Source organism: candidate division KSB1 bacterium, from assembly GCA_034505495.1.
Taxonomy (GTDB): domain Bacteria; phylum Zhuqueibacterota; class Zhuqueibacteria; order Residuimicrobiales; family Krinioviventaceae; genus Fontimicrobium_A.
The window spans coordinates 1-25,364 of the sequence record JAPDQV010000033.1; the positions used below are offsets into that span (position 1 = coordinate 1).

At 55.7% G+C, this 25,364-nt stretch carries 25 protein-coding genes; all 25 read right to left on the minus strand.

From position 1 onward, the window contains the following. The coding region (locus ONB24_11895; protein ID MDZ7316819.1) for a tetratricopeptide repeat protein at nucleotides 1–957 on the minus strand (957 nt) is incomplete at its 3' end. Between the two features lie 2 nt (nucleotides 958–959). Continuing rightward, nucleotides 960–2,183 (minus strand): hypothetical protein, encoded by a 1,224-nt coding sequence (locus ONB24_11900; protein ID MDZ7316820.1) that lies wholly within the window; start codon nucleotides 2,181–2,183, stop codon nucleotides 960–962. A 129-nt stretch (nucleotides 2,184–2,312) separates the two neighbouring features. Further along, nucleotides 2,313–4,040: an NADH-dependent [FeFe] hydrogenase, group A6 gene (locus ONB24_11905; GenBank protein ID MDZ7316821.1), complete on the minus strand. Its 1,728-nt coding sequence runs from the start codon at nucleotides 4,038–4,040 to the stop codon at nucleotides 2,313–2,315. 52 nt (nucleotides 4,041–4,092) lie between these two features. Continuing rightward, nucleotides 4,093–5,691 (minus strand): NADH-quinone oxidoreductase subunit NuoF, encoded by a 1,599-nt coding sequence (gene nuoF / locus ONB24_11910; protein ID MDZ7316822.1) that lies wholly within the window; start codon nucleotides 5,689–5,691, stop codon nucleotides 4,093–4,095. Then, nucleotides 5,684–6,160, minus strand: a complete 477-nt coding sequence (nuoE, locus tag ONB24_11915; GenBank protein MDZ7316823.1) for an NADH-quinone oxidoreductase subunit NuoE — start codon at nucleotides 6,158–6,160, stop codon at nucleotides 5,684–5,686. Before nuoE (ONB24_11915) ends, nuoF begins: the two co-directional genes overlap by 8 nt. Nucleotides 6,161–6,196: 36 nt before the next feature. Continuing rightward, nucleotides 6,197–6,559 carry a (2Fe-2S) ferredoxin domain-containing protein gene (locus ONB24_11920; protein ID MDZ7316824.1) on the minus strand — a complete coding sequence of 121 codons (363 nt, stop codon included), beginning with the start codon at nucleotides 6,557–6,559 and terminating at the stop codon, nucleotides 6,197–6,199. Between the two features lie 62 nt (nucleotides 6,560–6,621). Further along, nucleotides 6,622–7,173: an ATP-binding protein gene (locus tag ONB24_11925; GenBank protein ID MDZ7316825.1), complete on the minus strand. Its 552-nt coding sequence runs from the start codon at nucleotides 7,171–7,173 to the stop codon at nucleotides 6,622–6,624. Continuing rightward, nucleotides 7,155–7,925, minus strand: a complete 771-nt coding sequence (locus ONB24_11930) for a PHP domain-containing protein (protein ID MDZ7316826.1) — start codon at nucleotides 7,923–7,925, stop codon at nucleotides 7,155–7,157. Before ONB24_11930 ends, ONB24_11925 begins: the two co-directional genes overlap by 19 nt. A 2-nt stretch (nucleotides 7,926–7,927) precedes the next feature. Next, entirely contained in the window at nucleotides 7,928–8,269 is a 342-nt protein-coding gene (locus tag ONB24_11935; protein ID MDZ7316827.1) for a serine kinase, read from the minus strand. After that, complete coding sequence (locus ONB24_11940) at nucleotides 8,266–9,771, minus strand: response regulator (GenBank protein MDZ7316828.1); 1,506 nt, start codon at nucleotides 9,769–9,771, stop codon at nucleotides 8,266–8,268. The genes ONB24_11935 and ONB24_11940 overlap by 4 nt, the downstream gene beginning before the upstream one ends. 45 nt (nucleotides 9,772–9,816) lie before the next feature. Continuing rightward, nucleotides 9,817–10,209: a response regulator gene (locus ONB24_11945; protein ID MDZ7316829.1), complete on the minus strand. Its 393-nt coding sequence runs from the start codon at nucleotides 10,207–10,209 to the stop codon at nucleotides 9,817–9,819. Nucleotides 10,210–10,213: 4 nt separating this feature from the next. Continuing rightward, nucleotides 10,214–10,609: a response regulator gene (locus ONB24_11950; protein MDZ7316830.1), complete on the minus strand. Its 396-nt coding sequence runs from the start codon at nucleotides 10,607–10,609 to the stop codon at nucleotides 10,214–10,216. Further along, nucleotides 10,606–12,639, minus strand: a complete 2,034-nt coding sequence (locus ONB24_11955; GenBank protein MDZ7316831.1) for an ATP-binding protein — start codon at nucleotides 12,637–12,639, stop codon at nucleotides 10,606–10,608. The genes ONB24_11950 and ONB24_11955 overlap by 4 nt, the downstream gene beginning before the upstream one ends. Nucleotides 12,640–12,644: 5 nt before the next feature. Continuing rightward, nucleotides 12,645–14,354, minus strand: coding sequence for an NADH-dependent [FeFe] hydrogenase, group A6 (locus ONB24_11960; GenBank protein ID MDZ7316832.1), 1,710 nt, complete (start codon nucleotides 14,352–14,354; stop codon nucleotides 12,645–12,647). Between the two features lie 12 nt (nucleotides 14,355–14,366). Further along, the gene (locus ONB24_11965; protein MDZ7316833.1) at nucleotides 14,367–16,364 is read right to left on the minus strand and encodes an NADH-quinone oxidoreductase subunit NuoF; all 1,998 of its coding nucleotides are present in this window, start codon (nucleotides 16,362–16,364) and stop codon (nucleotides 14,367–14,369) included. A gap of 3 nt (nucleotides 16,365–16,367) precedes the next feature. Then, nucleotides 16,368–16,829 carry an NADH-quinone oxidoreductase subunit NuoE gene (gene nuoE / locus ONB24_11970; GenBank protein ID MDZ7316834.1) on the minus strand — a complete coding sequence of 154 codons (462 nt, stop codon included), beginning with the start codon at nucleotides 16,827–16,829 and terminating at the stop codon, nucleotides 16,368–16,370. Between the two features lie 7 nt (nucleotides 16,830–16,836). Next, entirely contained in the window at nucleotides 16,837–17,268 is a 432-nt protein-coding gene (locus tag ONB24_11975) for a response regulator (protein MDZ7316835.1), read from the minus strand. A gap of 3 nt (nucleotides 17,269–17,271) precedes the next feature. Continuing rightward, nucleotides 17,272–17,643 (minus strand): response regulator, encoded by a 372-nt coding sequence (locus tag ONB24_11980; protein MDZ7316836.1) that lies wholly within the window; start codon nucleotides 17,641–17,643, stop codon nucleotides 17,272–17,274. A gap of 333 nt (nucleotides 17,644–17,976) precedes the next feature. Further along, complete coding sequence (locus ONB24_11985) at nucleotides 17,977–19,404, minus strand: carbon starvation protein A (protein MDZ7316837.1); 1,428 nt, start codon at nucleotides 19,402–19,404, stop codon at nucleotides 17,977–17,979. 15 nt (nucleotides 19,405–19,419) lie between these two features. Next, a complete protein-coding gene (locus ONB24_11990; protein ID MDZ7316838.1) occupies nucleotides 19,420–20,109 on the minus strand; it encodes an MBL fold metallo-hydrolase in 690 nt (229 codons plus the stop codon). A gap of 109 nt (nucleotides 20,110–20,218) precedes the next feature. Then, nucleotides 20,219–21,307 (minus strand): beta-N-acetylhexosaminidase, encoded by a 1,089-nt coding sequence (nagZ, locus tag ONB24_11995; GenBank protein ID MDZ7316839.1) that lies wholly within the window; start codon nucleotides 21,305–21,307, stop codon nucleotides 20,219–20,221. Next, nucleotides 21,297–21,923, minus strand: a complete 627-nt coding sequence (locus ONB24_12000) for a cysteine hydrolase (GenBank protein MDZ7316840.1) — start codon at nucleotides 21,921–21,923, stop codon at nucleotides 21,297–21,299. The genes nagZ and ONB24_12000 overlap by 11 nt, the downstream gene beginning before the upstream one ends. A 16-nt stretch (nucleotides 21,924–21,939) precedes the next feature. After that, nucleotides 21,940–23,475 (minus strand): nicotinate phosphoribosyltransferase, encoded by a 1,536-nt coding sequence (locus ONB24_12005; protein MDZ7316841.1) that lies wholly within the window; start codon nucleotides 23,473–23,475, stop codon nucleotides 21,940–21,942. Nucleotides 23,476–23,482: 7 nt separating this feature from the next. Further along, a complete protein-coding gene (locus tag ONB24_12010; GenBank protein MDZ7316842.1) occupies nucleotides 23,483–24,613 on the minus strand; it encodes a galactose mutarotase in 1,131 nt (376 codons plus the stop codon). 79 nt (nucleotides 24,614–24,692) lie between these two features. Further along, nucleotides 24,693–25,364, minus strand: coding sequence for a rhomboid family intramembrane serine protease (locus ONB24_12015; protein ID MDZ7316843.1), 672 nt, complete (start codon nucleotides 25,362–25,364; stop codon nucleotides 24,693–24,695).

The window sequence follows — 25,364 nt, forward strand, 5'->3', positions numbered from 1 at the left end:
CGCCCCTTCCCCCGCACGGTCGCCGATCTCGCGAAGGATCGAAAGCGACTCGGAAAAATACTTCAGCGCCGTCTCATAGTCGCCGCGGGCCGTATAGATTTGGCCGATGTTGTTCAGCGTCGCCCCTTCCCCCGCACGGTCGCCGATCTCGCGACGGATCGAAAGCGACTCGGAAAGATACTTCAGCGCCGTCTCATAGTCGCCGCGGGCATCGTAGATTTGACTTATGTTGTTCAGCGTCGCCCCTTCCCCCGCACGGTCGCCGATCTCGCGACGGATCGTCAAGCCTTGCTGGTACTGAGTCAATGCCCGATCGTAATGCGCCAATTGATGGTACAATAGGCCGAGCTGATTGTGTAAATATGCAATGTTTTTAAGATTTACAGGTGGATTTTCTTTTGCTTTTTCAATCAACTCTTGGAGCAGGATGATGCGCCGCTCCAAGTCTTTCTTTTTCTGTAAACCGAAAACTCTGGTGACCGCCTCAAAAAGTAAGCTTTCGGCGGGCGCTTGTCTAAAATCAAAAACCTCGCTTCGCCAAGCCCAAAAATCGGGAGCCTTTTCAGCAATTTCACGAACAGCAAATTCGCGCACCCAAAAAACAATAGGAGAGGTCATTTCCTGCAGCGCTTCCCGCTTTAAATTCAGGCTGATCAAAGAGTCAGGAAAGGTTTTTTCCAGATCGTAAACGAACAATGCGCGCGTTTTCTCTTTACACTCGGCAAAGACTTGCCGCAGATGGTCGATAACATCTCGTTTTTGCTCTGTCAGAAACAACTCTTCAAAAGCATATGGAAGACGATTCTGGATCTGATTCACAATCGTTTCGCGCTCGGCGACCGTATGATAAACAGCAAAGGCGAGGGCAAAGCCGCGGATGTGCTGCAAAAAGTTTATAAAGAGGCTGATTTCTCCTTCAAAAACGACAGCATTACTTTTCTGCTCGATACGGGCCATAATTAATCCAGCAGTTCGCCGATGACCGGATGGACATCAAACCACAGATCACGGTTGGCGAATTCTAGTATACTGAGCGAATGTAAAAGATCACGGTATTCCGGCGTATTGTCTATTGTCTTGGTCTGTCGAACCTTTTTAAGCATTTCAATTTGCGTGGTGGTTAAAAAATAGCGGTAATCGTTGCGCAAACGATTGGCAGCCTGATCGATACACTCTTTGTCAATAACGCTCTTCTTTTTCCCTATAGCAAGCAGCGCGGCGCGGCGGCAAAGGCGTATCAATTCGCGCGGCAATCCGCCGCAGAGACGGATGACAGAATCCAGCGCGTCGGGGGCTATTAATTTTTCCTCGAGTCGATTATATACCAGTTTCTTGAGGTGGCCAATTCCGTCAAGGTTGTCTCTGCCGTCTTTGTGAAAGATTTTAAAGTTGGGCAACACAAAATGCTCATCAAAATTTTGACACATGTTTCTAAAATTGGTATCATGACGTAGGGCAATCGGATAGGTGTAGATGACCATGCAATTGGGCGAGGTAAGGGTCATTGCATGTCCAACAAACAATTCAGCGGCTTTGGCAAGGTCGGTTTTGTCCAAATCCTCCACAATGATCAAGACGCGCTTTTTTAATTCAGTTTCGAGTGCTGCAATAATCAAATTGATACGCTCGATCAGCTCCGACAAGCGAGGTTCGATCCGAGTACGAATTGTAGTGCGGGTCGAAGCTTCAGTACCGAATTTGGTCTGCAGTTTCACCACCAACATATTTAACGAAGCACTGATGTTTCCCTTTGCTGACCCCTCTACGGTTTCTTCAAAAATCCGCTCGGCGCGAAACCAGTGATAAATATCCTCAAGCAAAGATTTATCAAGCGTGACATGATCTTCGGTCGCCTTACGAATCAGCTCGGTCGCTGTGGCCAACATAACATCGACATAACTAATATCGAAAAGATTGACTCGATCCTTTATAGAAAAAGGAACAATGAAAAATTCCGGTAAAATAGTGCAGAGTTTGCTGATTTCCGTCGATTTACCGCTGCCGCGCTGACCGGTAAATAGAATTTTGGCAGGCGAAGAGACGGCATTCTTTAGTAAATCGGCTATTTCGAAAATAGGGCTGTCTGCTCGCTCGACAAAAAAGGCATCCAACTCTTGCAGCGTTGTTAATGCACGATCGGGATCCAACACATCAATAGACTTGGCTAATGTTTGGGCTTTCATAAACCACCTGCAAGTTTTAATGTATTAAAATACAGAAACATGCATTCTGGTGCAATAAAAATTTATAAAAAAGCCTCACAGGTTTTTCAACCTGTGAGGCATAATAGCTTAAAGACCGGTTGTTAGGTTTTAAGCGTATACCTGCTTCGGCGTGTATTTGGTGTGCAGCAGCTGGTGCGCTTTGTGGCCGTTGGGCTCGCCGAGGAATTCCTCGTAAAGCATCTTGACGGCCGGGTTTTCATGCGATTTGCGCACCTTCATGCCGCGGTCGGCGGCATAGATCGCCTCGACGCGCTTTTTGCGGATCTCCAGGCTGGTCGGGATCGGCTGGCCGCCGCCGCCGATGCAGCCGCCCGGGCAGGCCATGATCTCGATAAAGTGATAATCCGCTTCGCCGGCGGCGATCTTTTCCATCAGCTGCCGCGCATTGCCCAGGCCGTTGGCGACCGCCGCCTTGACCTTCACGCCGTCCAGATCGATCTCGGCTTCCCGCACGCCTTCCATGCCGCGTACAGCGGTGATTTCGACGTTGTCGAGCGGCTTTTTGGTGACGATTTCATAGACGGTGCGCAAAGCCGCTTCCATCACGCCGCCGGTGTTGCCGAAAATGACCGCGGCGCCGGTGGAGATGCCGAGCGGCGCATCGTATTCGCCGTCTTCCAGCTCCGGCAGGTTAATGCCGACCTGCTTCATCATGCGGGCCGCTTCGCGCGTGGTCAACACGGCATCGACGTCCTGATAGCCGCTGTCGCTCATTTCAGGACGCTGCGCCTCAAACTTTTTCGCCGTACACGGCATGATCGAAACCACGAAAATGTCCTTGGGATCAATGCCGGCCTTTTGCGCATAGTAGGTCTTGGCCAGGGCGCCGAACATCTGCTGCGGCGACTTGCACGACGACACGTGCGGCAGCAGCTGCGGATAGAAATGCTCGATAAAGTTAATCCAGCCCGGACTGCAGCTGGTCAAAAGCGGCAGCTTGCCGCCGTTCTTTATGCGGCTTAGCAGCTCGGTGCCTTCTTCGACGATGGTCAAGTCGGCGGTAAAATCGGTGTCGAATACCTTGTCAAAGCCGAGCAGGCGCAGAGCGGTCACCAGCTTGTTGGTGACGAGAGAGCCGGCGGGCAGGCCGAACTCTTCGCCGATGGAGGCGCGCACGGCCGGAGCGGTCTGCACGACGACGTGTTTGGTCGGGTCGTCGAGCGCTTCCCAGACACGGGTGATGTGATCTTTTTCGTAAAGAGCGCCGACCGGGCAGCGGTTGATGCATTGGCCGCAGGAAACGCAGGCTACATCGGTCAGGCCTTTGCCGAACGGCGTGTCGACCCAAACGTCATAGCCGCGGCCTTCCAGGCCGATGGCGCTGACGCTCTGCACCAGCGTGCAGGTCTGGATGCATCGGCGGCAGAGGATGCATTTGGACGGATCACGCACCAACACGGTGCTGGTGTCGTCGATATCGCCCGGTCGCGCCGAGTAATCGAAGCGGACCTGCCGAATGCCGAGCTGTTCGGCAGCGGTCTGCAGTTCACAGTTCTGATTACGCACGCATTCCGTGCACAGCATAGGATGGCGCGAAAGGATGAGCTCCAGCGCCATTTTGCGCGACTCGCGCACCAACTTGGATTTGGTGCTGATCTTCATGCCGTCCTGGCACTTCCAGGAGCAGGACGTGCGCAGCAGGCGGTCGCCTTCGATTTCGACGACGCACAATCGACAAGCGGAAACCGGCGGCAAATCGGGGTGATAGCAGAGCCGCGGAATCTTGATATTGAGTTTCTCGGCGGCCTCGAGCACCGTGGTGCCCTTGGGAACCGTGATCTGCAGGCCGTCGATGGTTACCGTTACGTTATCCACAAAAACCTCCAGTGTTTTCTTTCATTTGCTGTTGATAACCCGTTTTCGGCCGTCATGCGGCGGCTTTGGCGCCGGCGCTGCAGGCGGCCACGAAATCCTGGCGGAAATATTTAAGGCAGCCGAGGATGGGAATCGGCGCCGCCTGGCCGAGGCCGCAGAAAGCGCCGCGCATCATGGTTGTTGCCAACGATTCCATCAGGTCGATGTCCTCGATCGAGCCGTGGCCGGATGAAATGCGCTCCAGCAGCTGCAGCAGACGGCCGTTTCCTTCGCGGCAGAGCGTACATTTGCCGCAGGATTCGTGATTGAAAAACTCGACAAAGTTTTTGACCAACTCGACGACATCCTGAGAATCGTCGACGACGAGCAGGGCGCCCGAACCGAGTCCGGCGCCGATCTCGCGCAGATTCTCCACGGTCATCGGCAGGTCGAGATGCTCGGCGGTCAAAATACCGCCGGTGGTGCCGCCCATCTGGGCCAGCTTGAAGCCCTTGCCGCCCGGAATGCCGTGGCCGATGTCATAGATGATCTCGCGCAAGGTGATGCCCATCGGCACTTCGATCAGGCCGGGATTGTTGATGTTGCCGACCATGGTAAACACCTTGGTGCCGGGGCTCTTTTCGGTGCCGAGGGTGCGGAACCAATCGGCGCCCTTGAGGATGATCTGCGGCACGTTGGCCAGGGTTTCGACGTTGTTGACGATGGTCGGTTTGCCCCACAAACCTACCGAAGGCGGAAACGGCGGCTTGTCGCGCGGTTCGCCGCGCTTGCCCTCGATCGACTCGATCAATGCGGTTTCCTCACCGCAAATATAGGCGCCGGCGCCTTCGCGTACTTCGATATCGAAAGAAAACCCGGATCCGAAAATATTGTTGCCCAGCAAACCGTGTTGACGGGCCTGCTCGATGGCGCGGCGGATGCGGCTGATCGACATTTTATACTCGCCGCGGATATAGACGTATCCCATCGAGGCGCCGACGGCGTAACCGGCCAGAGCCATGCCTTCGATCACGGCGTGCGGATCACCTTCGAGGATCAGTCGATCCTTGAACGTGCCCGGCTCGCCTTCATCGGCGTTGCAGACGATGTATTTCGGCTGCGCTTTTTCGGCAGCGGCAAAACTCCATTTCAGGCCGGTCGGAAAAAAGGCGCCGCCGCGCCCCTGCAGGCCGGATTTTTTCATTTCGGCAATGACGTCTTCCGGCTTCATCTGCGTGAGGGCTTTGCCGAGCGCCTCGTAGCCGTCGTTGGCAATGTATTCTTCGATGCTGTCCGGATCGATGCGTCCGGCGTTCTTGAGCACGACTCGTACCTGCTTGCCGAAGCGCGGCGCCTCGCCGACGGCTTTGGGAGCGGGCTCGGACGGCACATCGGTGTAGCGCAGCCGCTCGACAACACGTCCTTTGATGAGATGTTCGGAAATAATTTCGGCGACGTCTTCTACTTTGACGCCGGTGTAATAGACGCCGTCCGGGAAAACCACAAGCACGACCCCCTTGTTATAAATGCCGACGCTGCCGGTCTCGATGACCTTGACCTCGTTCTGCAGCGAAGCCATTTCGAGTTCTTTGATCAGCGTGTCGCGCACGGCCCGCGCACCCTGAGCCAGGGTGTGCGAATCCATGGCGATCAAGATGTGAATCCTATGCATTCGACAGCCCTTTCATTTTATAGTCCTTCAAAATCGCCACTGCTTTTTCCGGGGTAAGATTGCCGTAGACTTCATCGTCCACCATCATGACCGGCGCCACGGCGCAGAGTCCGAGGCAGCTGGTGAACTCGAGCGTGAACATGCCGTCCGGGGTCGTCTCGTTCATTTCGATGCCCAGGTATTCTTTGATCTTGTCCAACACCTCTTTCGAGCCGTTGACAAAACAGGGCGCGTTGTTGCAGCAGCGCACGATATGACGACCTTTCGGCTTGATGGTGAAAAGGCTGTAAAAAGTTGCCACGCCGTAGATTTCGCTGAGGGGAATCTTGGTGGCAAGGGCAACTCGCGTCAATACTTCTTCGGACAAATAGCCGAACTCTTTTTGCACGTCCTTCAGAATGTAGATGAGCGGCGTCTTAACGTCCTGATAGCTCTTGACGATCTCATCTACTCTGTCAAGATTCTGCATGAAAACCTCCTCTTTCTCAATGATAAACTGCACGGATTAGCCCTGTTTAAAAACATAAGCAGAGACCACGCTGTCCTTCAGGATGTGTTCATCGACGATGCGTCTGGCGGCTTCAGGCGTCACCTTGCCGTAGGTGATGGTTACGTTGTTCGGACCGGTCACCTGCACCATCGGCTCCTGATCGCAATAGCCGAGGCAGCCGGTTTGGGTAACAACGGCCTGGGTGACGTTGCGCTTATTGAGCTCGTCGAGAATGGCGCTCATTACGTTGCGGGCGCCGGCAGCAATGCCGCAGGTACCCATTGCGACGGAGATGCGGTATTTGGCCGCACTGCTCCGCGAGGCCAATTCGCGCTGCGCTTTTTCGCGAATAGCCCGCAGATCTTCCAATGTCTTCACGTGTTGTACCTCCTAAGGTTGTTGAACAATTGCCTGCAAAAGCATTTACTGTGCTTCATCTATTAAAACAGCCGGGCGCCGATGCGCCGCAGTCCGTTTTCGAAATTTTGCCGAGCTCGATCAGCCGCTTCATAGATCGAGCAGTCGTGTTCAGCCATAATCGAGAACAGGCGAAAAGAATCGAAGCAGAAGCGGCCGCCGTCGGTCAGGTGCGCATAAAAAAAGTGCACGTTCGGCGACGCCGTCATCAGGTTCATCATGGTATCGACGATATTGCCGAGGGGCGGCCGATTCAGATTATGGAGCTGCATAAAAGCGATGACCGTCGTGCCTTTGCCGATTTGCGAATCGATTCGCAGGTCACCGCCGGCCAGCAGCGCCGTCTGTCGAAACAGCGGCAGTCCCATGCCGACGGCGCGGGTGGTGCGCGTGGTGACGAACGGATCAAGAACGCTGCGGGCAAGCTCGTCGCTCATGCCGCGGCCGTTGTCGCGCACGGCAATCTGCAGCAGATTGCGCGAAGGGCTTTCCACAATCGCCGTGATGACGCGCGTGGCTCCCGCTTCGATCGAATTCATGACAATGTCCAAAATGTTCAGCGACAGTTCCCGCACGGTGTTTCCGCCTCCGCCGGCCAGGCGCGCCGGCCGTTTTCACCCGCAAGTGCCATCTTTAATTCATCAAAGCTTTTCGCTTCCATGAGCAGCTTGGTCGTTTTGCTGCCGACCTGCGATATTTCGTGCGCGTCCGAGCTGCGCACAATCGTATAAGGCGATGTGCGCAAAAAGCCCAATTGCTGCAAAGCCTCGGGCAGCGGTTGGGCGATTTCCACTGCCGTCATCGGCAAATTTTTGGGCAAAAATCCCAAAGCCCGCAAAAGACTGTTCGATTTGCGATCGATGTGTGCCGGATAAAAAATGCCGTCCAAATCAAGGACAAATCCGGCAACCATGTGTACCGGCAGGTCGACCGGGAAAGCCAAAAAGCGCCGATTTTCGCCCAAAATGTTTTCGTTTTCATCGCAGACGTACTGCCCGCCCAGCAGATCGCCGTCGTATTCTCCTTCCGGCAGGTGTTCATAGATCACCTCTTGAAACGATAGCGCATCTTCGAGTGTACGAAACAGACAGATGACGTGCGCCTCTTCACGGGTATAGACTTCCATGCCCGGAATGACGAGCAGCGGCGTATCCTTGGCCGCGCCGATCACGGCCGCAGCGTTTTCAGCCGAATTGTGATCGGTGACGGCGATAATGTCCAGTCCTTTTGCCAGCGCCGTCTTGACGATATCTATGGGGCCCATCGATAAATCGGCACAGGCCGAAAGAACCGTGTGAATGTGCAGATCTGCCGACCAATAGCGCACGGTCAGGGTCTTCCTCGCAAACCGAGCAGATAGAGGCGGCCGGCGACGTCGAAGGCCGTTTCCGATGTGCTCAGGACGGCAATTCGCTTTGCCCGCGCCTTTTGCAGCGTTTCCGTGTCGGGCAGATTGCCTTCCGGCAGGATGATGCCGCTCAGCCCTTTGAAATAAGCCAAGGCGACAATGTTTTCATGCAGCTGATGGGTGATCCACAGGGCGCTTTTGGGCGCTTTGGCCATCACATCGCTGAGAATGTCGGAAAGATAAGCCCATCGCACCTGTTTGTCTGCTTCTCCATGGCTGAGTACCGAAAAGCCGATTGCCTCGACGATTTCCTGCAGCGTCATGCTCGGTTTCCTTGTTCCTGAATGGTCTCGTTCTGCTGAGAAAGAGGCAGCAGCACCGTAAAGGTACTGCCGACCTGGAATTCACTTTCGACCTCGATCATACCGGCATAGGCGTCGACGATCTTTTTGACGACGATCAATCCCAGCCCGGTGCCGGTAATGTTGCGGGTGAACTCGTTCTTGGCGCGAAAAAACTCTTCGAACAGCCGGCTCTTTTCTTCGGGCGTCATCCCGATGCCCGTATCGCGAATGGCAACGCGCGCATAATTGCCGCTGCGCTGCAGCGTGACGGTGATCGATCCTCCCTGTCGATTGTATTTGACGGCATTGCTGAGCAGCTGGTTAAAGAGGCGGGCGATCTCTTCCCGATCGGCGTCGATGGCGATCGGCTGCAGATCCTGCGTGACGGTGATCGAGCGGCGTTCGATTTCTTCACGAAAATATTCTAGACGATCCCGCAGCAGCTCATCGAGTCTGAACGTCTGAATTTCGCGGCGGATCTTGCCGGCTTCCATGCGCGAAATGTTGAGCAGGTCGTTGATCAGGTTGACCAGTTCGCGTGTCCGTTCGAGCGAACGGCGCAGATACTGCTCATAAAGCTCCGGCGAATCGCCGAGCGATTTGTCGAGCAGCAGCTCCAAGTAGCCCTGTACGGCGGTCAGCGGCGCCTTGAGCTCATGCGCCGCCATGTTGACGAATTGAGAGCGCATGATGTCGATCTTTTTCAGCTCGGTAATGTCGCGGATAACAGAGATGAGGCCGATGGTTTCGCCGGCGGGATCGCGGATGGGGGTGGTGTTGGCCATAACGACCTTTTCGGCCGGAGGCCGCACCACCACTTCCTGTTTGATGGCGCGCAGGTCTTTGGCCGCCAAGATTTCGCGGATCTGTCGGCATATTTCCTGCGGCAGAACTTTGTCAATGCCGTCACCGACGTGTACTTCCTGCTTGATTTCGAGGAGGGAAAGAAACGCGGCGTTAAAGAGGACGATTTCTTCCTGCTGATTGATGACGAGGATGCCGTCGTCCAGGGCGCCGATGACGGTGCGCAGGCGCGACTGCTCCTGGGAGAGCTCGAGCAGCCGCCGCTGGCGCTCTTCCTGCAGTTTTCGCTTTTCCAGAATCAGGGCGCGACGCTCAAGAGCGGATTTGACGATGGAGTTGAGCTCATCGGGATCGAACGGTTTGGGGATGTAACGATAGGCGCCGAGTTGAGTGGTGGTGACGGCGGAGTCGATCGAGGCAAAGGCGGTAACGACGATGCAGATTGCCTCGGGATAGGCCAATTTGATCGAGCGCAGCACCTCGGCGCCGTCAAGGTCGGGCATTTTGAGATCTATAAAGTAGAGATCGTACTCCTGCGCCACGCCCTTTTCGACGCCTTCGACGCCGCCGGATGCGGTATCGACGTGCAGTCCCTGCAGTTCCAGCAGGCGACGCATGCCTTCCCGCATCCCGTACTCATCGTCAATGACCAACACTTTGGAAGCTTCAGCTTCCACGGCACTCTCCCAAGTTTAAAGTGATGGTCCGCTCGAGCGGAGCAATTATTCTTTAAAGACTTTTTCTTTTAAATAAAGAACCAGATCCTTGGCTGATACCGGTTTTTCGAGATAGTCGTCCGCGGCAATCCATTGCTTCTCTTCTTCCGTACCGACGCTCAAGGCGATGCCGGTCTCGTGCGCGGCCGAAGTCATGATGATCACCGGAATCTTTTGCCCTTCCGCCGTCTTTTTGACCTGGCGGCACAGACGGAAACCGGAGTCGAAATGCTCCATGGCCAAATCGACGATCATGGCGTCCGGTTTTTCGGCCTGAAATTTCTCGAATCCTTCCTGACCGTTGTATGCAGCGGTGACTTGATAGCCGGCCTGCTGCAGAACCGGCGTATATTGCATGATCAGATCGATATCGTCGTCGACAATCAATATCTTTTTCATTGTTTCAACCATTCCTTTGCTTCAGTAGTTCAGTGATCTTTTGTTCGAGTTCTTTGGGACCGAAAGGCTTGTCGATGAAACAGTCGACGGGATTCCACGCCGCGTCGGCGCCGATCGTGAGGTTAAAGCCGTGTTCCTGATTGACCGAGGAAAGCATAATGATCGGAATAGGTGCGGTGTCGGGATCGGCTTTGAGTTCGCGCGCGACTTCAAAGCCCTCCCCTACTTCGGTCATCATCACGTCCAGCACGATCAAGTCCGGTTTTTCAGCGCGCGCAAGCCGAAGGCCCTCTTGGCCGTTATAGGCGTAAACAACGCTATAGCCGCGGCTTTCCAAATAGGCGCGGTTCTGTTCCACCAGATCGACGTCGTCGTCGATTAATAATATTTTGCGACTCATTGGATCAACCTTCCGTTTGACTCTATTGCGGCCTGCTCGGTGACCAACGGCAGTTCGACGAGAAACGTCGTGCCTTTGCCGACCTCGCTGTGCTTGACCATTATATTGCCTTTGTGCATCTTGACGATGCCGTAGGCGATCGCCAGCCCCAAGCCGGTTCCTTTGCCGATCTGTTTGGTGGTAAAGAACGGCGTGAACAGTTTGCCGAGGTTCTCTTTGGGAATGCCCACGCCGGTGTCTTCAAAAAGAACCTGAAGTTTGTCGTTCTCGACTTGGGCGGTGATCGTCAGCGTGCCGCCTTCGGGCATGGCTTCGGCGGCATTGACGGCCAGATTGAGAAACACCTGATGCATTTGTTCGGCGTCCATATAACAGCTCGGCACATCCGGCTTGATGATGGTGCGAATATCGACGCGGGAAAAGAGCGGTTGCCGCCTGACCGCCTTGACGGTGCGCTGAATGACATTGCCGATGTGCTGCAGCGTCAGGTTCAATCGGCCTTGACGCGAAAAGTTCAGCAGACCGGAAACAATCGACTGACACCGCCGCGCCTCTTCCATGATGAATTTAATATCCTCGACGTTCGGGTCGTTTTCGCCCAAACGCTGCTTGACCAAATGCGCATAGAGCATGATGGCGCCGAGGGGATTGTTGACCTCATGAGCGACCCCGGCAGCCAACTGTCCGATTGAAGCCAGCTTTTCATGCTGCAGCAGCTGCTGCTGCGTTTCGGCCAATTCGTTCATCGACTGCTGCAGCTGTTCCTGCATGCGCTGCATTTTGTCGATAAGATACGGCAGGCACATATCCGGCTCCGCCAGGCCTTGGTAGACGGCCTTGGCGTACGCGCGGCAGGATTCGTACCCGCAGGCGCCGCAGTTCAGCTCGTCGGCCGGGGCGAATTTGTCGATGCGCGCCAGAATTGCCTTGATGTCGGCTTCGGACGGCTCGCCGACCGGCACCTCGTCGGGATGAAAGCCGCGAAAGATGGGCACGTCCTGGCATTCTTCGATCGCGCGGCGCCAGGCGGTATAATCAAAGCTCAGCCGGCTCTCTTCGGCATAGCTGACCAGACGATGCTTGCGGTTAAAGTAGTTGACCGCCTGATTCATGAACGGGCCGTTGATGCAGCCTTCGCAGAACAGCACGTCGATGATCGTTGCCGGCACCTCTTCACGGCGCAGCGATTCGATCAGGTTGAGCACCTGCGCCTTGCCTTCGGTGACGAGCGTTTCGGTGCTCATGACGTCGGCGGGCAAACCGGCGGAGCGCAAAAAACCGCCGGCCAGCGGGTAGACCCGTCCCAAATAGGCGCGGGGCGGATCAAATTCTGCCGGTTCGACCTCGCTCAAAGAGACTCCCTGCAACTGCCAGATCTGCTCGAGTTCGGCAAAGGTCAGCACTTCGTCAACGGCATCGCGCACCTCTTCGGTCATAATTTCCACCTTTTTGGCCGTACAGGGGCCGATAAAGACGCGCAGTACCTGCTCGCCGTAATATTTGCGGACCACACGGCCCATGGCGACCATCGGCGAAACAATGGGCGCGAGGTTTTGGATTAGTTCAGGCGCATATTTTTCGATATAGTTGGTCAGCGCCGGACAGGAAGAGGCGATGATCGGCCTTTTGGCCGATACGTCGAGCCCTTCGGCATTGTGAACCAGTTTAAAGTAGGCGCGATTGATGAGATCGGCGCCGAAAGCGGTTTCGACTACATACTCAAAGCCGCAGGCGCGCAGGGCGCCGACGAATTTTTGCACCGGCCAATCGCCGTAGGCGGCAACGAAAGAGGGCGCCACCATGGCCGCAACCGGACGGTCGCCGGCTAAAAAATTCAACACGTTCTGGACTCCGTCAAGAACGGCCTTGGCGCCCTGTGAGCAGACGCGCACGCAGTGACCGCAGCCGAGACATCGGTTCTCGATCACCTTTGCCTGGCCGTGTTCGACTTTGATGGCTTTGGCCGGACACTCACGAATGCACGAATAGCAGCGCCGACACTTTTCCTCGAGGGTCCAGATAACCGGCATACGGCTTATTCTCCGCGATTGTAATAGTGCGTATGGAGCAGCTCATGAGCGCGGTGGCTGTTGGGATGCTCCAGGTACTCTTCGTAGAGCTTTTGCACCGATTCGTTTTGGTGCGAGCTGCGTTTGGCCAACTCGCGGTCGATGCGATAGATGGCGGCCATGCGCTTTTCCGTCTTTTCGATGTCGCTCGGCAGCGGTTGACCGCCGCCGTTGATGCAGCCTCCCGGGCAGGCCATCACTTCGATAAAGTGATAAGGCGAGTTGCCGGAGCGAATGGCATCAAGGATCGGCTTGATGTTTCGCAAAGCGTTCACAGCCGCTACGCGCAGCGTCGTGCCGTTGAGGGTAACATCAGCTTCTTTCACGCCGTCCAGTCCGCGCACCTGTCGAAACTCGATATCCGCCATCTCTTTGCCGGTGACGGTAAAGTAGGCGGTCCGCAAAGCCGCTTCCATCACGCCGCCGGTGGCGCCGAAAATGACCGCGGCACCGGTCGCTTCTCCCAAGGGATCGTCGAAATGATCATCCTTGAGCCGCATAAAGTCGATACCGGCAATGCGGATCATGTTCGCCAGCTCGCGCGTGGTCAGCACGGCATCGACGTCCGGGTAGCGGCCGCCCAGCTCCGGACGCTTGGCTTCGAACTTTTTTGCCGTGCAGGGCATGATCGAAACCACAAAGATCTTGGCCGGGTCGATGCCCATTTTTTCCGCCCAATAGGATTTGATCAGCGCACCCTGCATTTCGTGCGGCGATTTACAGGTGGAAAGATTTTCCAAAAGATCGGGATAAAAGTGCTCGACGTACTTGATCCAGCCGGGGCTGCAGGAGGTCAGCATCGGCAGCTTGCCGCCGTTTTTCAGGCGACCCAGCAGCTCATTGGCCTCTTCAATGATCGTCAGGTCGGCGCTGAAATTGGTATCAAAAACATAGTCCATACCGATACGCCGCAGCGCCGCGACAGCCTTGCCGGTGACGATGCTGCCGGGCTCCATGCCGAACTCTTCGCCCAGAGCCACGCGCACCGCCGGTGCAATCTGCGCCACGACGATCTTTTCCGGATTATTGATCGCCTCCCAGGTGATCTTTTCATTGCTCTTTTCGCGGAGAGCGCCGACCGGACAATGGACGATGCACTGACCGCAAAAGACGCAGGCGGCGGTGTTGAGGCTGTGATCGAATGCCGGCATGACGATGCTGTTGAATCCCCGCCTGGCGAAATCAATGGCGCCGACGCCTTGGATTTCATTACAAACACGCACACAGCGGCCGCAAAGGATGCATTTTTCCGGATCGCGCTCGATGGATGGACTGGCGACGTCGATTTTGGCGTGACGGCGCTCGCCTTGGTAACGCAGACTGCGCACGCCGTATTCGGCGGCCAGGGACTGCAGCTCGCAGTTGCCGTTGCGCACACAGGTCAGACACTCCGGCGGATGATTGGCGATCAAAAGCTCAATGATGGTCTTGCGCGCCCGTCTTACCTTTGCCGAATTGGTCTGCACCTTCATGCCTTCAAAGACCGGGAAGGCGCAGGCGGGCGTCAAATTGCGTTGGCCCTCGACCTCAACCACACACATGCGGCAGGATCCCGTCGGCGTCAGACCTTTCAAGTAGCACAAGGTGGGAATCTTGATGCCCTCCCGCTCCGCCACTTTGAGGACGGTCTCTCCGGGATTGGCCCAACATTCCTTACCGTTTATCGTGATTTTCATGCTTTCCTCTCGTTATTCCACAATAATCGCGTTAAACTTGCAGTTCAAACGACACTGATCGCAGCGGATGCACTTTTCGTCGATGATATAGTGCGCCTTTTGCTTTTCCCCAAGAATGGCGTTCTGCGGGCACTTGCGGGCGCACAACGTGCAGCCGGTGCATTTGTCGGTATCGATGCGATAGGTCAGCAGCTCGGCGCAGACGCCTGCAGGACACTTGCGGTCGTACAGATGCGCCTCATATTCGTCGCGGAAATAGCGCAACGTGCTGAGAACCGGGTTCGCGGCAGTCTGACCCAATCCGCACAACGACGTGCTCTTTATCACCTCCGAAAGCCGCTCCAAATAGATCATGCCTTGGAACCGCTGCATGGCCTCTTCCTGCGTGCGTTCGCTGCGATAGCTGCGGGTCAACCGCTCCAAGGTTTCGAGCAGGCGCTTGGTGCCCTCGCGGCAGGGAATGCACTTGCCGCACGATTCCGACTGGATAAAGGTCATAAAGTATTTGGCCAAATCGACCATGCAGGTCTTTTCGTCCATCACCACCAGGCCGCCGGAACCCATCATGGCGCCGATGTCCTTGAGCGATTCATAGTCGATCGGCGTATCGATGACCGACTCGGGCAAGGCGCCGCCGGAGGGACCGCCGATCTGTACGGCTTTGAATTTTCTGCCGTTGGGAATGCCGCCGCCGATATCGAAAATGATCTCCCGCAGCGTTATGCCCATCGGCACCTCCACCAGCCCGACGTTGTTGACGTTACCGGAAAGGGCAAAGATCTTGGTACCCTTGGATCCCTGCGTGCCGATGGAAGCGTAGGCCTCCGCGCCCATGTTCAGCAGCACCGGCACATTGCCGAACGTTTCCACGTTGTTGATGACCGTCGGTTTGCCGAACAGCCCTTGATTTGCAGGATACGGCGGTTTAGGACTCGGCATGCCGCGCTTGCCCTCGATGGAATGGATGAGAGCAGTTTCCTCGCCGCAGACAAAGGCGCCTGCGCCTTTTTTCAGTTTGAGAGTAAACGAAAAGCCGCTTCCCAATATGTTGCGGCCGAGAAGGCCGTATGCTTTGGCATCGGCGATGGCGCGCTCGATGCGTTGAATGGCCAGCGGGTACTCGGCGCGGCAATAGATGTATCCCTCGTCGGCGCCGACGGCATAAGCGCAGATGATCATGCCTTCGATGACCTTATGGGGATCGCCCTCGAGCAGCGCGCGATCCATGAACGCGCCCGGATCGCCTTCATCGGCGTTGCAGACGACATACTTTTTGTCGCCCTTGGCTTTTGCCGCCAGCTCCCATTTAAGGCCGGTGGGAAAGCCGCCGCCGCCGCGTCCGCGCAGGCCGCCGTTCTTTACTTCGTTGATGACCTCTTCGCGGGACATGCGGTTCAGCGCCTTGGAAAGCGCCGAATAACCGCCGCGCGCCAAATACTGATCGATGTCGTCCGGATCGATGACGCCGCAGTTGTCCAAGACGATCTTTTTCTGCTTCTTGAAGAACGGCAGCTGTTGGAAAAGCGGATACCCGCCCCAGCCGTTGCGCGAAACGCCCTCATAGAGGCCGAGCAGTTTGCTTTCGACGATTTCGTTTCGCTTTGCCGCCTCGACGATGGCCGGCACATCCTGCGGCGTCACTTCGCCGTAGGACACGCGCGGATGACCGGGCAGCTTGACGTCCACTATCACTTCGCGCGCACAATAGCCGACGCAACCGACGGGGATCAGTTGGGCTTTGGCGTCCCAAGCCGCCAACTCGGACTGCAGCGCTTCATAGACCTTTTGCGCGCCGTTCGCCAAGCCGCAGGTACCCATGCCGACCAGAAAGACCGGATGATCATGCTCGACCAACAGCAGCCGATCCTTCAGCCGACGCAGCCGCTGATTCGAAGCCTCGGATTGATGGCATTTCTGCCCAGAGGTAATGCAGTCGATAAAATAGCTGCAGGGGTTTTCCGCACTGTGCCGACAGTTCGTGAAAACCTGCTGAAATGTATCGCGAGCCACGAGTTACTCCTCTTCCGCTTTGCGAAATTCGTTCAAGAGTTTTTTCACTTTTTTAGAATCGAGCTTGCCGTAGCATTCATCATTGACCATAATCACCGGCGCAATGCTGCAGGCGCCGATACAGGCGACGGTCTCGATGGTGAACATCAGGTCGCGGGTCGTTTGCCCCGCCTTGATGCCGAGCTCGTTTTCGAGCGTCTGCAGAATGTTGAACGAGCCTTTTACATGGCAGGCCGTTCCGCGGCAGACGCGAATGACATATTTGCCCAGCGGCTGCAGCCGAAATTGATTATAAAAGGTGGCGACGCCGTAAATGCGCGCCATCGGCAGGCCGGAATGCCTGGCCACCTTCTGCAATTCTTTTTCGGGCAGATAGCCGTGAACCTGCTGAATATCCTGCAGAATTGCAATGAGCGCCGAAGGGTCGCCGGCAGGATATTTGGTAAGAATCGATTCAGTCTCCATCAGTTTGTTACTCCGTTTGTGAATATGATAATCTATGTTCAACAGATCGGTTTTCCACCATGCTTCTGACGCGAGCGATCAGTTCGGCAGGCCGCAGCGGTTTAGCCGCATAGCCGTCCACCTTCATCCACTCCTTGTCTTTATCGAATTGGAAGGAAAAGCCGGTACGCTCCTCGGCCGAAGTCAGGAGCAAAATCGGCAGATCGCGCAGCTCAGGGTGTTCGCGCACCGCATAAGCAACCGTAAAGCCGGCGTCCATTTCTTCCATCATCAAATCGAGGATCAATAGATCGTATTTTTTGCGCAGCAGCTGCGGCAGAACCTCGTGCGAAGAAAGAACGGCATCCACCTCCCAGCCTGCGCTCTCGAGGATGGTTTTGTTGATTTCGACAAAGTCCGGATCGTCGTCGGCCAACAATATGACAAGCGGTCTATCCATCTTTCAAGCGTCCTGTTTTAAGCCCAATGCATAACTGAGCGCCGTTTTGATCTCTTTCTTTCCAAAGGAGGTCACGTGATAGAAAAAGATCTTTTCCTTGCGCGCCGCCGCCTCGAGATCGCGGCTGTTCTTTTCCGCCTGAACGATGATGCGCACCATGGGATTGCAGTCGCGCAACAGACGAATGGCGCCGTCAATGGGGTCGCCGACGCTTTCGGCGTCCAGCACCACGACGTCGTACTGCTTCTGATGCGCTTTGTGCAGGCCGTTCCATTGGTCTTCGGCCGTATCCACTTCGACGTGATGCCGCCGCAGAAAAGCGATCAGCTCGTCTTGGTTTCGTTCCAGCTTGTGCGAGATCAAAAGGCAGTTCATGGTTTTATCGTTATGCCTGTAACATTATTTCGCCGATTAAATAACAATAAGAATGCCAAATTTTGCAGGCGCTTTATAGAGAGGCTTTGTATTGTATTTTATTGATTTAGCAGCGCGTGAAAATCGGCGGGGAGCGGGTGTCTTTCATTTTTGATAGAATGAGGTGTGGAATTTCTCCACAGTTTTAAAAAATAGGATGACTCGACAGGCAATTTGGAAGAGAAAACGATAAAGATATCTTTTAGGAAGCAATTGATCTCGGAGAAATGAACTAGCCGTCCGGCAGGAGATACCCGAAGGCGGCTTGTTGACACTTCGCCGTTGAGGTCAAGTCTAAAAAGCTCTACTGCCTGCTTTGTCCTGACCGTTTTCCCTCTCGCGAGAAGCGAAAGCAATCCGCAGCAGCAACAAAAGACAGGCGCCGCCGAGGCCAAGGGCGCTCGACAGGCGATAGTCCAAATGCAGGCCGAGGGGCGAATAAAAGATAAACGTCAATGTGACGGCTGAAAGAAAGGCGGCAGGAAGAGAAGCGATCCAGTGCGGTTTGTTCTGCTTTTGCAGGTAGAATGCGGCGCTCCACAGCACCAGCGTCGCCAGCATCTGATTGCTCCACCCAAAGTAGCGCCAAATGACGCTGAAATTGATGCGCGAAAGCAGGATTCCGACGAGAAAGACCGGTATGGCAATCGCCAGTCGCTTCGGCGCAGTCTTTTGCGGTAAATGAATGAATTCCGAGATGATCAGCCTAGCGCTGCGGAAAGCCGTATCGCCGCTGGTTATGGGCAGGACGACCACGCCCAAGATCGCCAAAGCGCCGCCGAAAGAGCCGAGCAGCGATCGGCAGGTTTCGTTCACGACCACCGAGGCGGTGCCGGAGTTGATCTTGGCTGCCAGGGCGTTCGGCTCGTACAGGGACAAACCGACCGTCGCCCAGACCAAAGCGATCACTCCTTCGGCCAGCATGGCGCCGTAAAAGACAAGACGGCCGTAGCGTTCGTTGGTCAGGCATCGACTCATCAGCGGCGATTGGGTGGAATGAAAGCCGCTGACGGCGCCGCAGGACAAGGTTATGAACAACAGGGGCCACAACGGCAGGTTTTCCGGATGCGGATGGTGCAGGGAAAGATCGGGCAGCAGCGGCTTTTTGGCAATCATGGCCGTCAGTACGCCGACGGTCATGAACAGCAGCAGACCGCCGAAGAGCGGATACAAACGGCCGATGATTTTGTCTATGGGCAGGATCGTTGCCAGAAAATAATAGACAAAAATGGTCACCACCAGAAGGGATTGGTTCACGCCGAACAGTGAGGCAAGCACGGCAGCCGGGCTCAGGACAAAGACCACGCCGACCAAGATGAGCAGCAGCAGCGAAAAAATGAGCATCAGGAGCCGCATTTTGCTCCCAATGGTTCGACCGACGAGAGTGGGCAGATTCTCGCCGTCGAAGCGGATCGACATCATGCCGCTGAAAAAATCGTGCACGCCGCCGGCGAGGATGGAGCCGAGGACGATCCACAGCAAGGCAGCCGGTCCGTACAATGCCCCCATGATCGGACCGAAAATCGGGCCGATTCCGGCAATATCCAGTAGTTGAATGAGAAAGACCTTCCAGGTCGGCATCGGCACATAATCGACGCCGTCCGTTCGGGTCAGCGCGGGCGTTGCACGGTTCGGCTCGACGCCGAAAAGCCGCTCGACCAATCGGCCGTAGCTGAAATAGCCGAGAACGAGCAATCCGACCGCCAGTGCAAAAAGTGCCATCGAAATCTCTCCTCTTTACGATTCAGCATCCCATGCGTTATAGGCAGCGAGCAGTCTGGCGCGGGAAATCGGCCTGCCGTGCCCCGGATAGAACATACGACAGCCGGTGTCGAGCAGCGCGCGCCAGCTTTTCTTCAGGGCCTTTTTGTCCCACAGGTAGGGCGCATAGATTTTACCGTTTCGAGGACCGATCAGTGTGTCGCCGACAAAGGCCTTTTCTCCCAAGATGACGCTGATCGAACCGATGGTGTGTCCCGGTGTCGGCAGGGCATAACCGTCAAAGCCGTAGGGTTTGAGATCTGCAATTTCATGAAGCAGAATGTCCGGCTCCACCGGCTCATAGCGGCCGTAACGCAACAGTCTGCCGATCTGAACGGAAACATGTGTCAGCAGCGTGGTGCCGTTGGGCAATGGGGTTCTGCCCCTGCGCAAAAAGTCTGCCTCAGCGGCGTGCACCATAATCAACGCGTTGACTTTGGTTTTAATGTCTGCCGCCGCACCGACATGATCGTGATGCGTATGGGTCAGGATGATCAGGCGAATATCGCTCAGCTCGCGCTCGTGCGCCAAGAGCACGCTTTGCAGGCGAAATGCCTTGCGGTGAATGCCGGTATCGATCAACAAGCCGCCGTTCTCCCCGCTGATATAATAACAAAAGGAAGTCCCTAGGCGTATAGAGAGAACCGAAACAGGCTTTGCAGGCATGGCAAGAACCCAATTAAGCGAAGAACAGCCGCAATACGGCGGTCGGCATCACGATCTTTAACAAGAATATATCAATTTGTTTTGTTCGGCCAAAGAAAAAAAGCGGGCGCTAACTTTTTTGAAGCGGCAGCCTGCTCTTGAGTTTTGCGATTCTCGCGAGCGATCGGGCGACGCGTTCCGCGCCAAGATTGTCGGTTTGAAGGAGCTCGACAAGAATGTCGTGAACTTTGAAGGCGATATCGGGGTCAAAGACGGAATTATTGGCGAACAGGAGCAGATCGGCGCCGGCGCGAACGGCCGAAGCGACGGTTTCCCTCAGGCCGAAATGGTTCGAGACGGCCGCCATTTGCAGATCGTCCGTCACCACAACACCGTCGAACTGCAGGTTGCGCCGCAGCAGGTTGTCGATCACAAACGGCGAGAGTGTGGCCGGACGCTCCTCATCCCAATGGCGATGAAAAATGTGCGCGGTCATCACCATGTCTACTGCCTGATGCCGAATCAGCTCGCGGTAAGGAATCAGCTCGTCCTGTGACCAGAGATTCGTTACATCCGCCATGCCCAAATGCGAATCGTGTTGCGAGCTTCCATGGCCGGGAAAATGCTTGAGGCAGCACAACACGCCGTTTTCGCGGTGACCGCGGATAAATGCCTCCGCCAAACGGGCAACGAGAAACGGATCGCTCCCGAAAGAGCGTTCCCGCATGCCGATGATCGGATTATCGGGATTGCGGTCGAGATCGACGCACGGCGCGAAATTCAGATTGATGCCCGCTTGACGCAGGGCGGCGGCAACCTTACGGCTTGTCTGCAGAACGGTTTCTGCCGAACCCGTCTCGCCCAATCGTCGGGCCGAAGGCATAACAGGAAAACCGTGCTCGGGCCGCAAGCGCACGACCTGCCCTCCTTCCTGATCGACGGCGATCAACAACGGATCGACGGCGGCCTCCTGCAGCGTGCGTGTGAGCTCGGCAACCTGTTCAAACGAGCGAATATTGCGCCCCGAATAGCCGTTGGGAACGTCTCTGTCGAATAGAATGACGCCGCCCAGGTTCAGCTCCCGAATTTGGCGCAGAATCGGCTCCAATTCGTTGGAGGCCGCGCCGCGAAAGCCGACCATTACCATTTGGCCGACGTTTTGGGTCAGACTTTCCTCGGCAAAATGCGGGACATTGCGATGTTTTGCTTCAATCGACAAAAGCGATGCCCGCACACGATTCGACGATGAGGCTATGATAGAGGCTCTCAGCCTGATACAGGGTCATGGCCTGGCCGAAATCATTCAGAGCCGAAATCCCGTCCGCCGGCACCACGGTCTTGAGCCAACGATACTCTGCCGACGCCAGCGTGTGCAGCACGCAGATGTTGGAGACCGTGCCGACGACGATCAGCGTTTTGATCTGCCAAACGCGGCAAAGGTAATGGTCGAGCGGCGTGCCGTAAAAGGCATCGTAGCGCGGCTTTTGCAGAACGAGCTCATCCTCCTGCGGCTGCAGTTCGTCGATGATCTGCCACCCCCACGTGCCTTTTACGCAGTGCTCGGGCCAAAGAGCGGTCTCCTTGTCGTTGGGTAGGTGCGTGTCGGCGGTAAAGATACGGAGCACGCCGGCAGCCCGCGCTGCATTCAAAAGCGTGCGGATCGGCTCGACGGTGACCGCCGCACTCGGGACGTACAGACTGCCTTCCGGTCGGACAAAATCATTCTGCATGTCGACGATCAGCAACGCCGTCTTTTCCGCCGTCAGCGCCGCTTCCTTTTCTACCTTGTAAGCGGGAATTTCGATCTTTCCTTTAGGAATGGCTGTATGCGACATACTTGCCTCCATTACTTCATTTGCTGCCGTTTTCCATCAGCATTTTCTCTTTCAAACGATAAAGAGTTTCCGTCAGAGAAACATGATACACGTGCGGATTGATCAATCGCTTCACGCCTGTATCCAACCGTTCGATATCGGCCTCGCGAGCCTTGCGGATCTCTTCGATCGTCGGGAACTCGTAAACACAGACACCCTCGCGAATAATTTCCACCGGCAGAGGTTCAATTGCCGAAATGTCGCGCGGCGAAATCAGGCGATTTTTGACGAAATCGATCGGATGATAGAGCCGGAATTCTTTATCGGTCGGCAAAGATTCATCGCAACAGCCGAGCACATCGGCAGCTGCTTTGCCGCGCTGATCGTAGATACGCCAGATACGTTTGACGCCGGGATTCGGCGCCTTGGTGATGTTTTCCGAAATCTTGATTGAGGGCTTCCAGGCGCCTTGAGTATGGACGGCAGTCAGTTTGTAGACGCCGCCCAAAGCCGGTGCTCCGGCAGAGGTGACCATCCGCGTCCCGACGCCGTAAATGAGGCGGCCGATGATGCGATCGGCATCCAGCCCGTATTTGGGAGCGTCTTCGGCAATTTGCGTATGGATCTGCCAGATGGTCAGCTCGTCAAGATCATTGGAGAGGACGATCGCCGCCTTGTCGAATCCCGCCTGATCGAGCATCTTGGCGGTTTCGAGCGTGAGATAAGCGAGGTCGCCCGAGTCGATGCGGACACCGATCGGCTCATGGCCCCGGCGCCGCAGCTCTTCGAACACGCGAATGGCGTTGGGCACGCCGCTGCGCAGGGTGTCGATGGTGTCGACGAGCAGGACGCAGTTTTCGGGATAGAGCTCGGCAAAGGCGCGAAAAGCGTCCAATTCGCTGTAACCCAGCGTCAGGAAAAGCTGCACCATGCTGTGCGCGTGCGTGCCCTTGGGCGGAAATCCGAGGACAATGGATTGGCCGACGTTGGAAGAGTAATCGGCGCCGCCGATCAGCGCCGCGCGGACGGCAGCATTTGCCCCCAGATCATGCGCTCGACGAAGGCCGAACTCCAAGACCGGCCTTCCCTGCGCAGCCATTTTGATCCGGCAGGCTTTTGTGGCAATCAAAATTTGAAAGTTCAGTTTATTAAGCAGAGCCGTCTCCACGATTTGCGCCGGAACGATCGGACCGCGAACCGTGGTCAACGGCACAAAAGGATGAACGACGCGGCCTTCGGGAATGGCGGAAAGCGAGAGAGAGGAAAAGTCGCCGTGCCGGCGCAGATAGTCGAGAAAATCCTGGTGGAAAACCGGCCGCCCGCTGCGGTCGCGCTGCGCCGCCAAGGCTTCGAGTTCCGCCTCGCCGAAGCGTGCCTTTTGCATCCAGCGGCAAAAGGGTTCCAATCCCGCATTGATGCAGAAACCCGCTTTATGCGCTCCGTAATCGGGAGTATCGCGAAAATAGTGTTCGAATTGAACGAGGGTATCCTGCAGGCCCAGTCGGTAATAGAGCTGAGCCATGGATAATTGATACTGATCGGTAAACAGAATGCCGCTGCTAAGTTCGTTCATGATGCTGTCAGTTTGTCAAGAATTTATAGATCGTCGTAGAGCGATAGACTTGACCGGGACGCAACACGACGCTCGGAAAGTCAGGCCGATTGGGCGAATCAGGAAAGTGCTGCGTCTCCAGGCAGAGGCCGCTGCGATGCGCATAGACGACGCCGTTTTTACCCTTGATCGTTCCGTCCAAAAAGTTGCCGCTGTAAAACTGCAGACCGGGCTCGGTGGTATAGATCTCCATCACTCGTCCGCTGACGGTGTCCGATAGCGTCGCAACGCGACGAAGAACGCCGTTTTCGCCGTTGAGGACCCAATTGTGGTCATAGCCGCCGCCGTTGGCCAGCTGCTCGTCCTGCTGATCGATACGCTCGCCGATGCGCGTCGGCGTGCGAAAATCAAAGGGCGTGCCTTCGACCGGCGCCGGTTTGCCGACCGGAATCAAGCCCGCATCGACCGGAAGATAATAATCGGCATCGATCTGCAGCAGATGATCGAGGATGGTCGAGGCGCCGCCGTCGCGCAGGTTGAAATAGCTGTGATTGGTCAAATTGCAGACCGTCGGCTTGTTCGTCTTGGCCAAGTAGTCGATCTGCAGCGCATTGTCGTCTGTCAGGGTAAACGTGACGCGCGCGTACAATTCTCCCGGGTAGCCCTCTTCGCCGTCGGGGCTGACTCGACTCAGCTCAATCGCCGCCTTGTTTTTCCCCCTGCGCGCCTTGGCTTCCCAGATCTGCTTGTCGAAACCTCGAACGCCGCCGTGGAGATGATTGGCGCCGTTGTTCTGCGCCAGCCGATACTCGACGCCGTCCAGGGTAAATCTGCCTTGGGCGATGCGATTGCCGTACCGCCCGATCGTCGAGCCGAAATAGGGTGAGGCCTTGAGATAACCTTCCAAATTGTCATGGCCCAACACAACATCACCCAAAACGCCGTTCTTATCCGGTACCCAAAGCGAGACGATCGTTCCGCCATAATTGGTAATCTGCACTTTCATACCGGACTGGTTAGTCAGCGTAAAAAGCTCTACCGGTTTGCCGTTTGCAGTCCCGAAAGGCTCTCTCTGCACGGAGATGCTCATATACTGCTCACTGCACGAAAGGGACAGGATAACCGCGGCTATCAATGCCGGACGCGCTATAACTTTCATCGGTTACACCTCATGATTTTGGTAATTGTTGAATCTATCAGTCGTTATGGCCGAAAAATTGTTCGATTGGAAGCAATTTTTAAAAATCTTCCTCCTCCGTTTCCTGTGGCGGTTCTTCGGTTTCGAAGAAATAGATAAAAAGGCCGCCGGCTATGAATCCGCCGATATGGGCAAACCAGGCGACGTTGCCGGAGTGAGGGGACATGCTGTTAAAGATTTGAATGAGAAACCATCCGCCCAACACCAGAATGGCGGGAACACGAAAGACGCGCCACATCCAAAAGACCGGAAAAATCGGTATGAGCAGATGGACGCGGGCAAAGGGATATCGCAGAGCATAGGCTCCGAGAACGCCGGAAATGGCGCCGCTCGCTCCGACCATAGGCACGGCAGAATGCGGCTCCAAAAAAGCATGCACAAAAGCCGCGACGATACCGCAAAAAATGTAAAAAAAGAAAAACCGCCAATGACCGGTCAGACCCTCGACATTATCGCCGAACATCCACAAATACCACATGTTGCCCACGAGATGCATAATGCCGCCGTGGATAAACATCGAGGTAAAGACGGCATGCAGATTCTCGCCGCGTAGAATGACCTGCGGTACGGCGCCGAAAGCATAAAAGAACTTTTCCACGAAACGAGAGGGCAAGGTGACTTCATAGATGAAAACAAGGCCGTTGACGATAATCAACAGCAGAGTGACGAGCGGAAACAAGGTCCGCGGGTTGTCGTCGCGCAGGGGAATCAT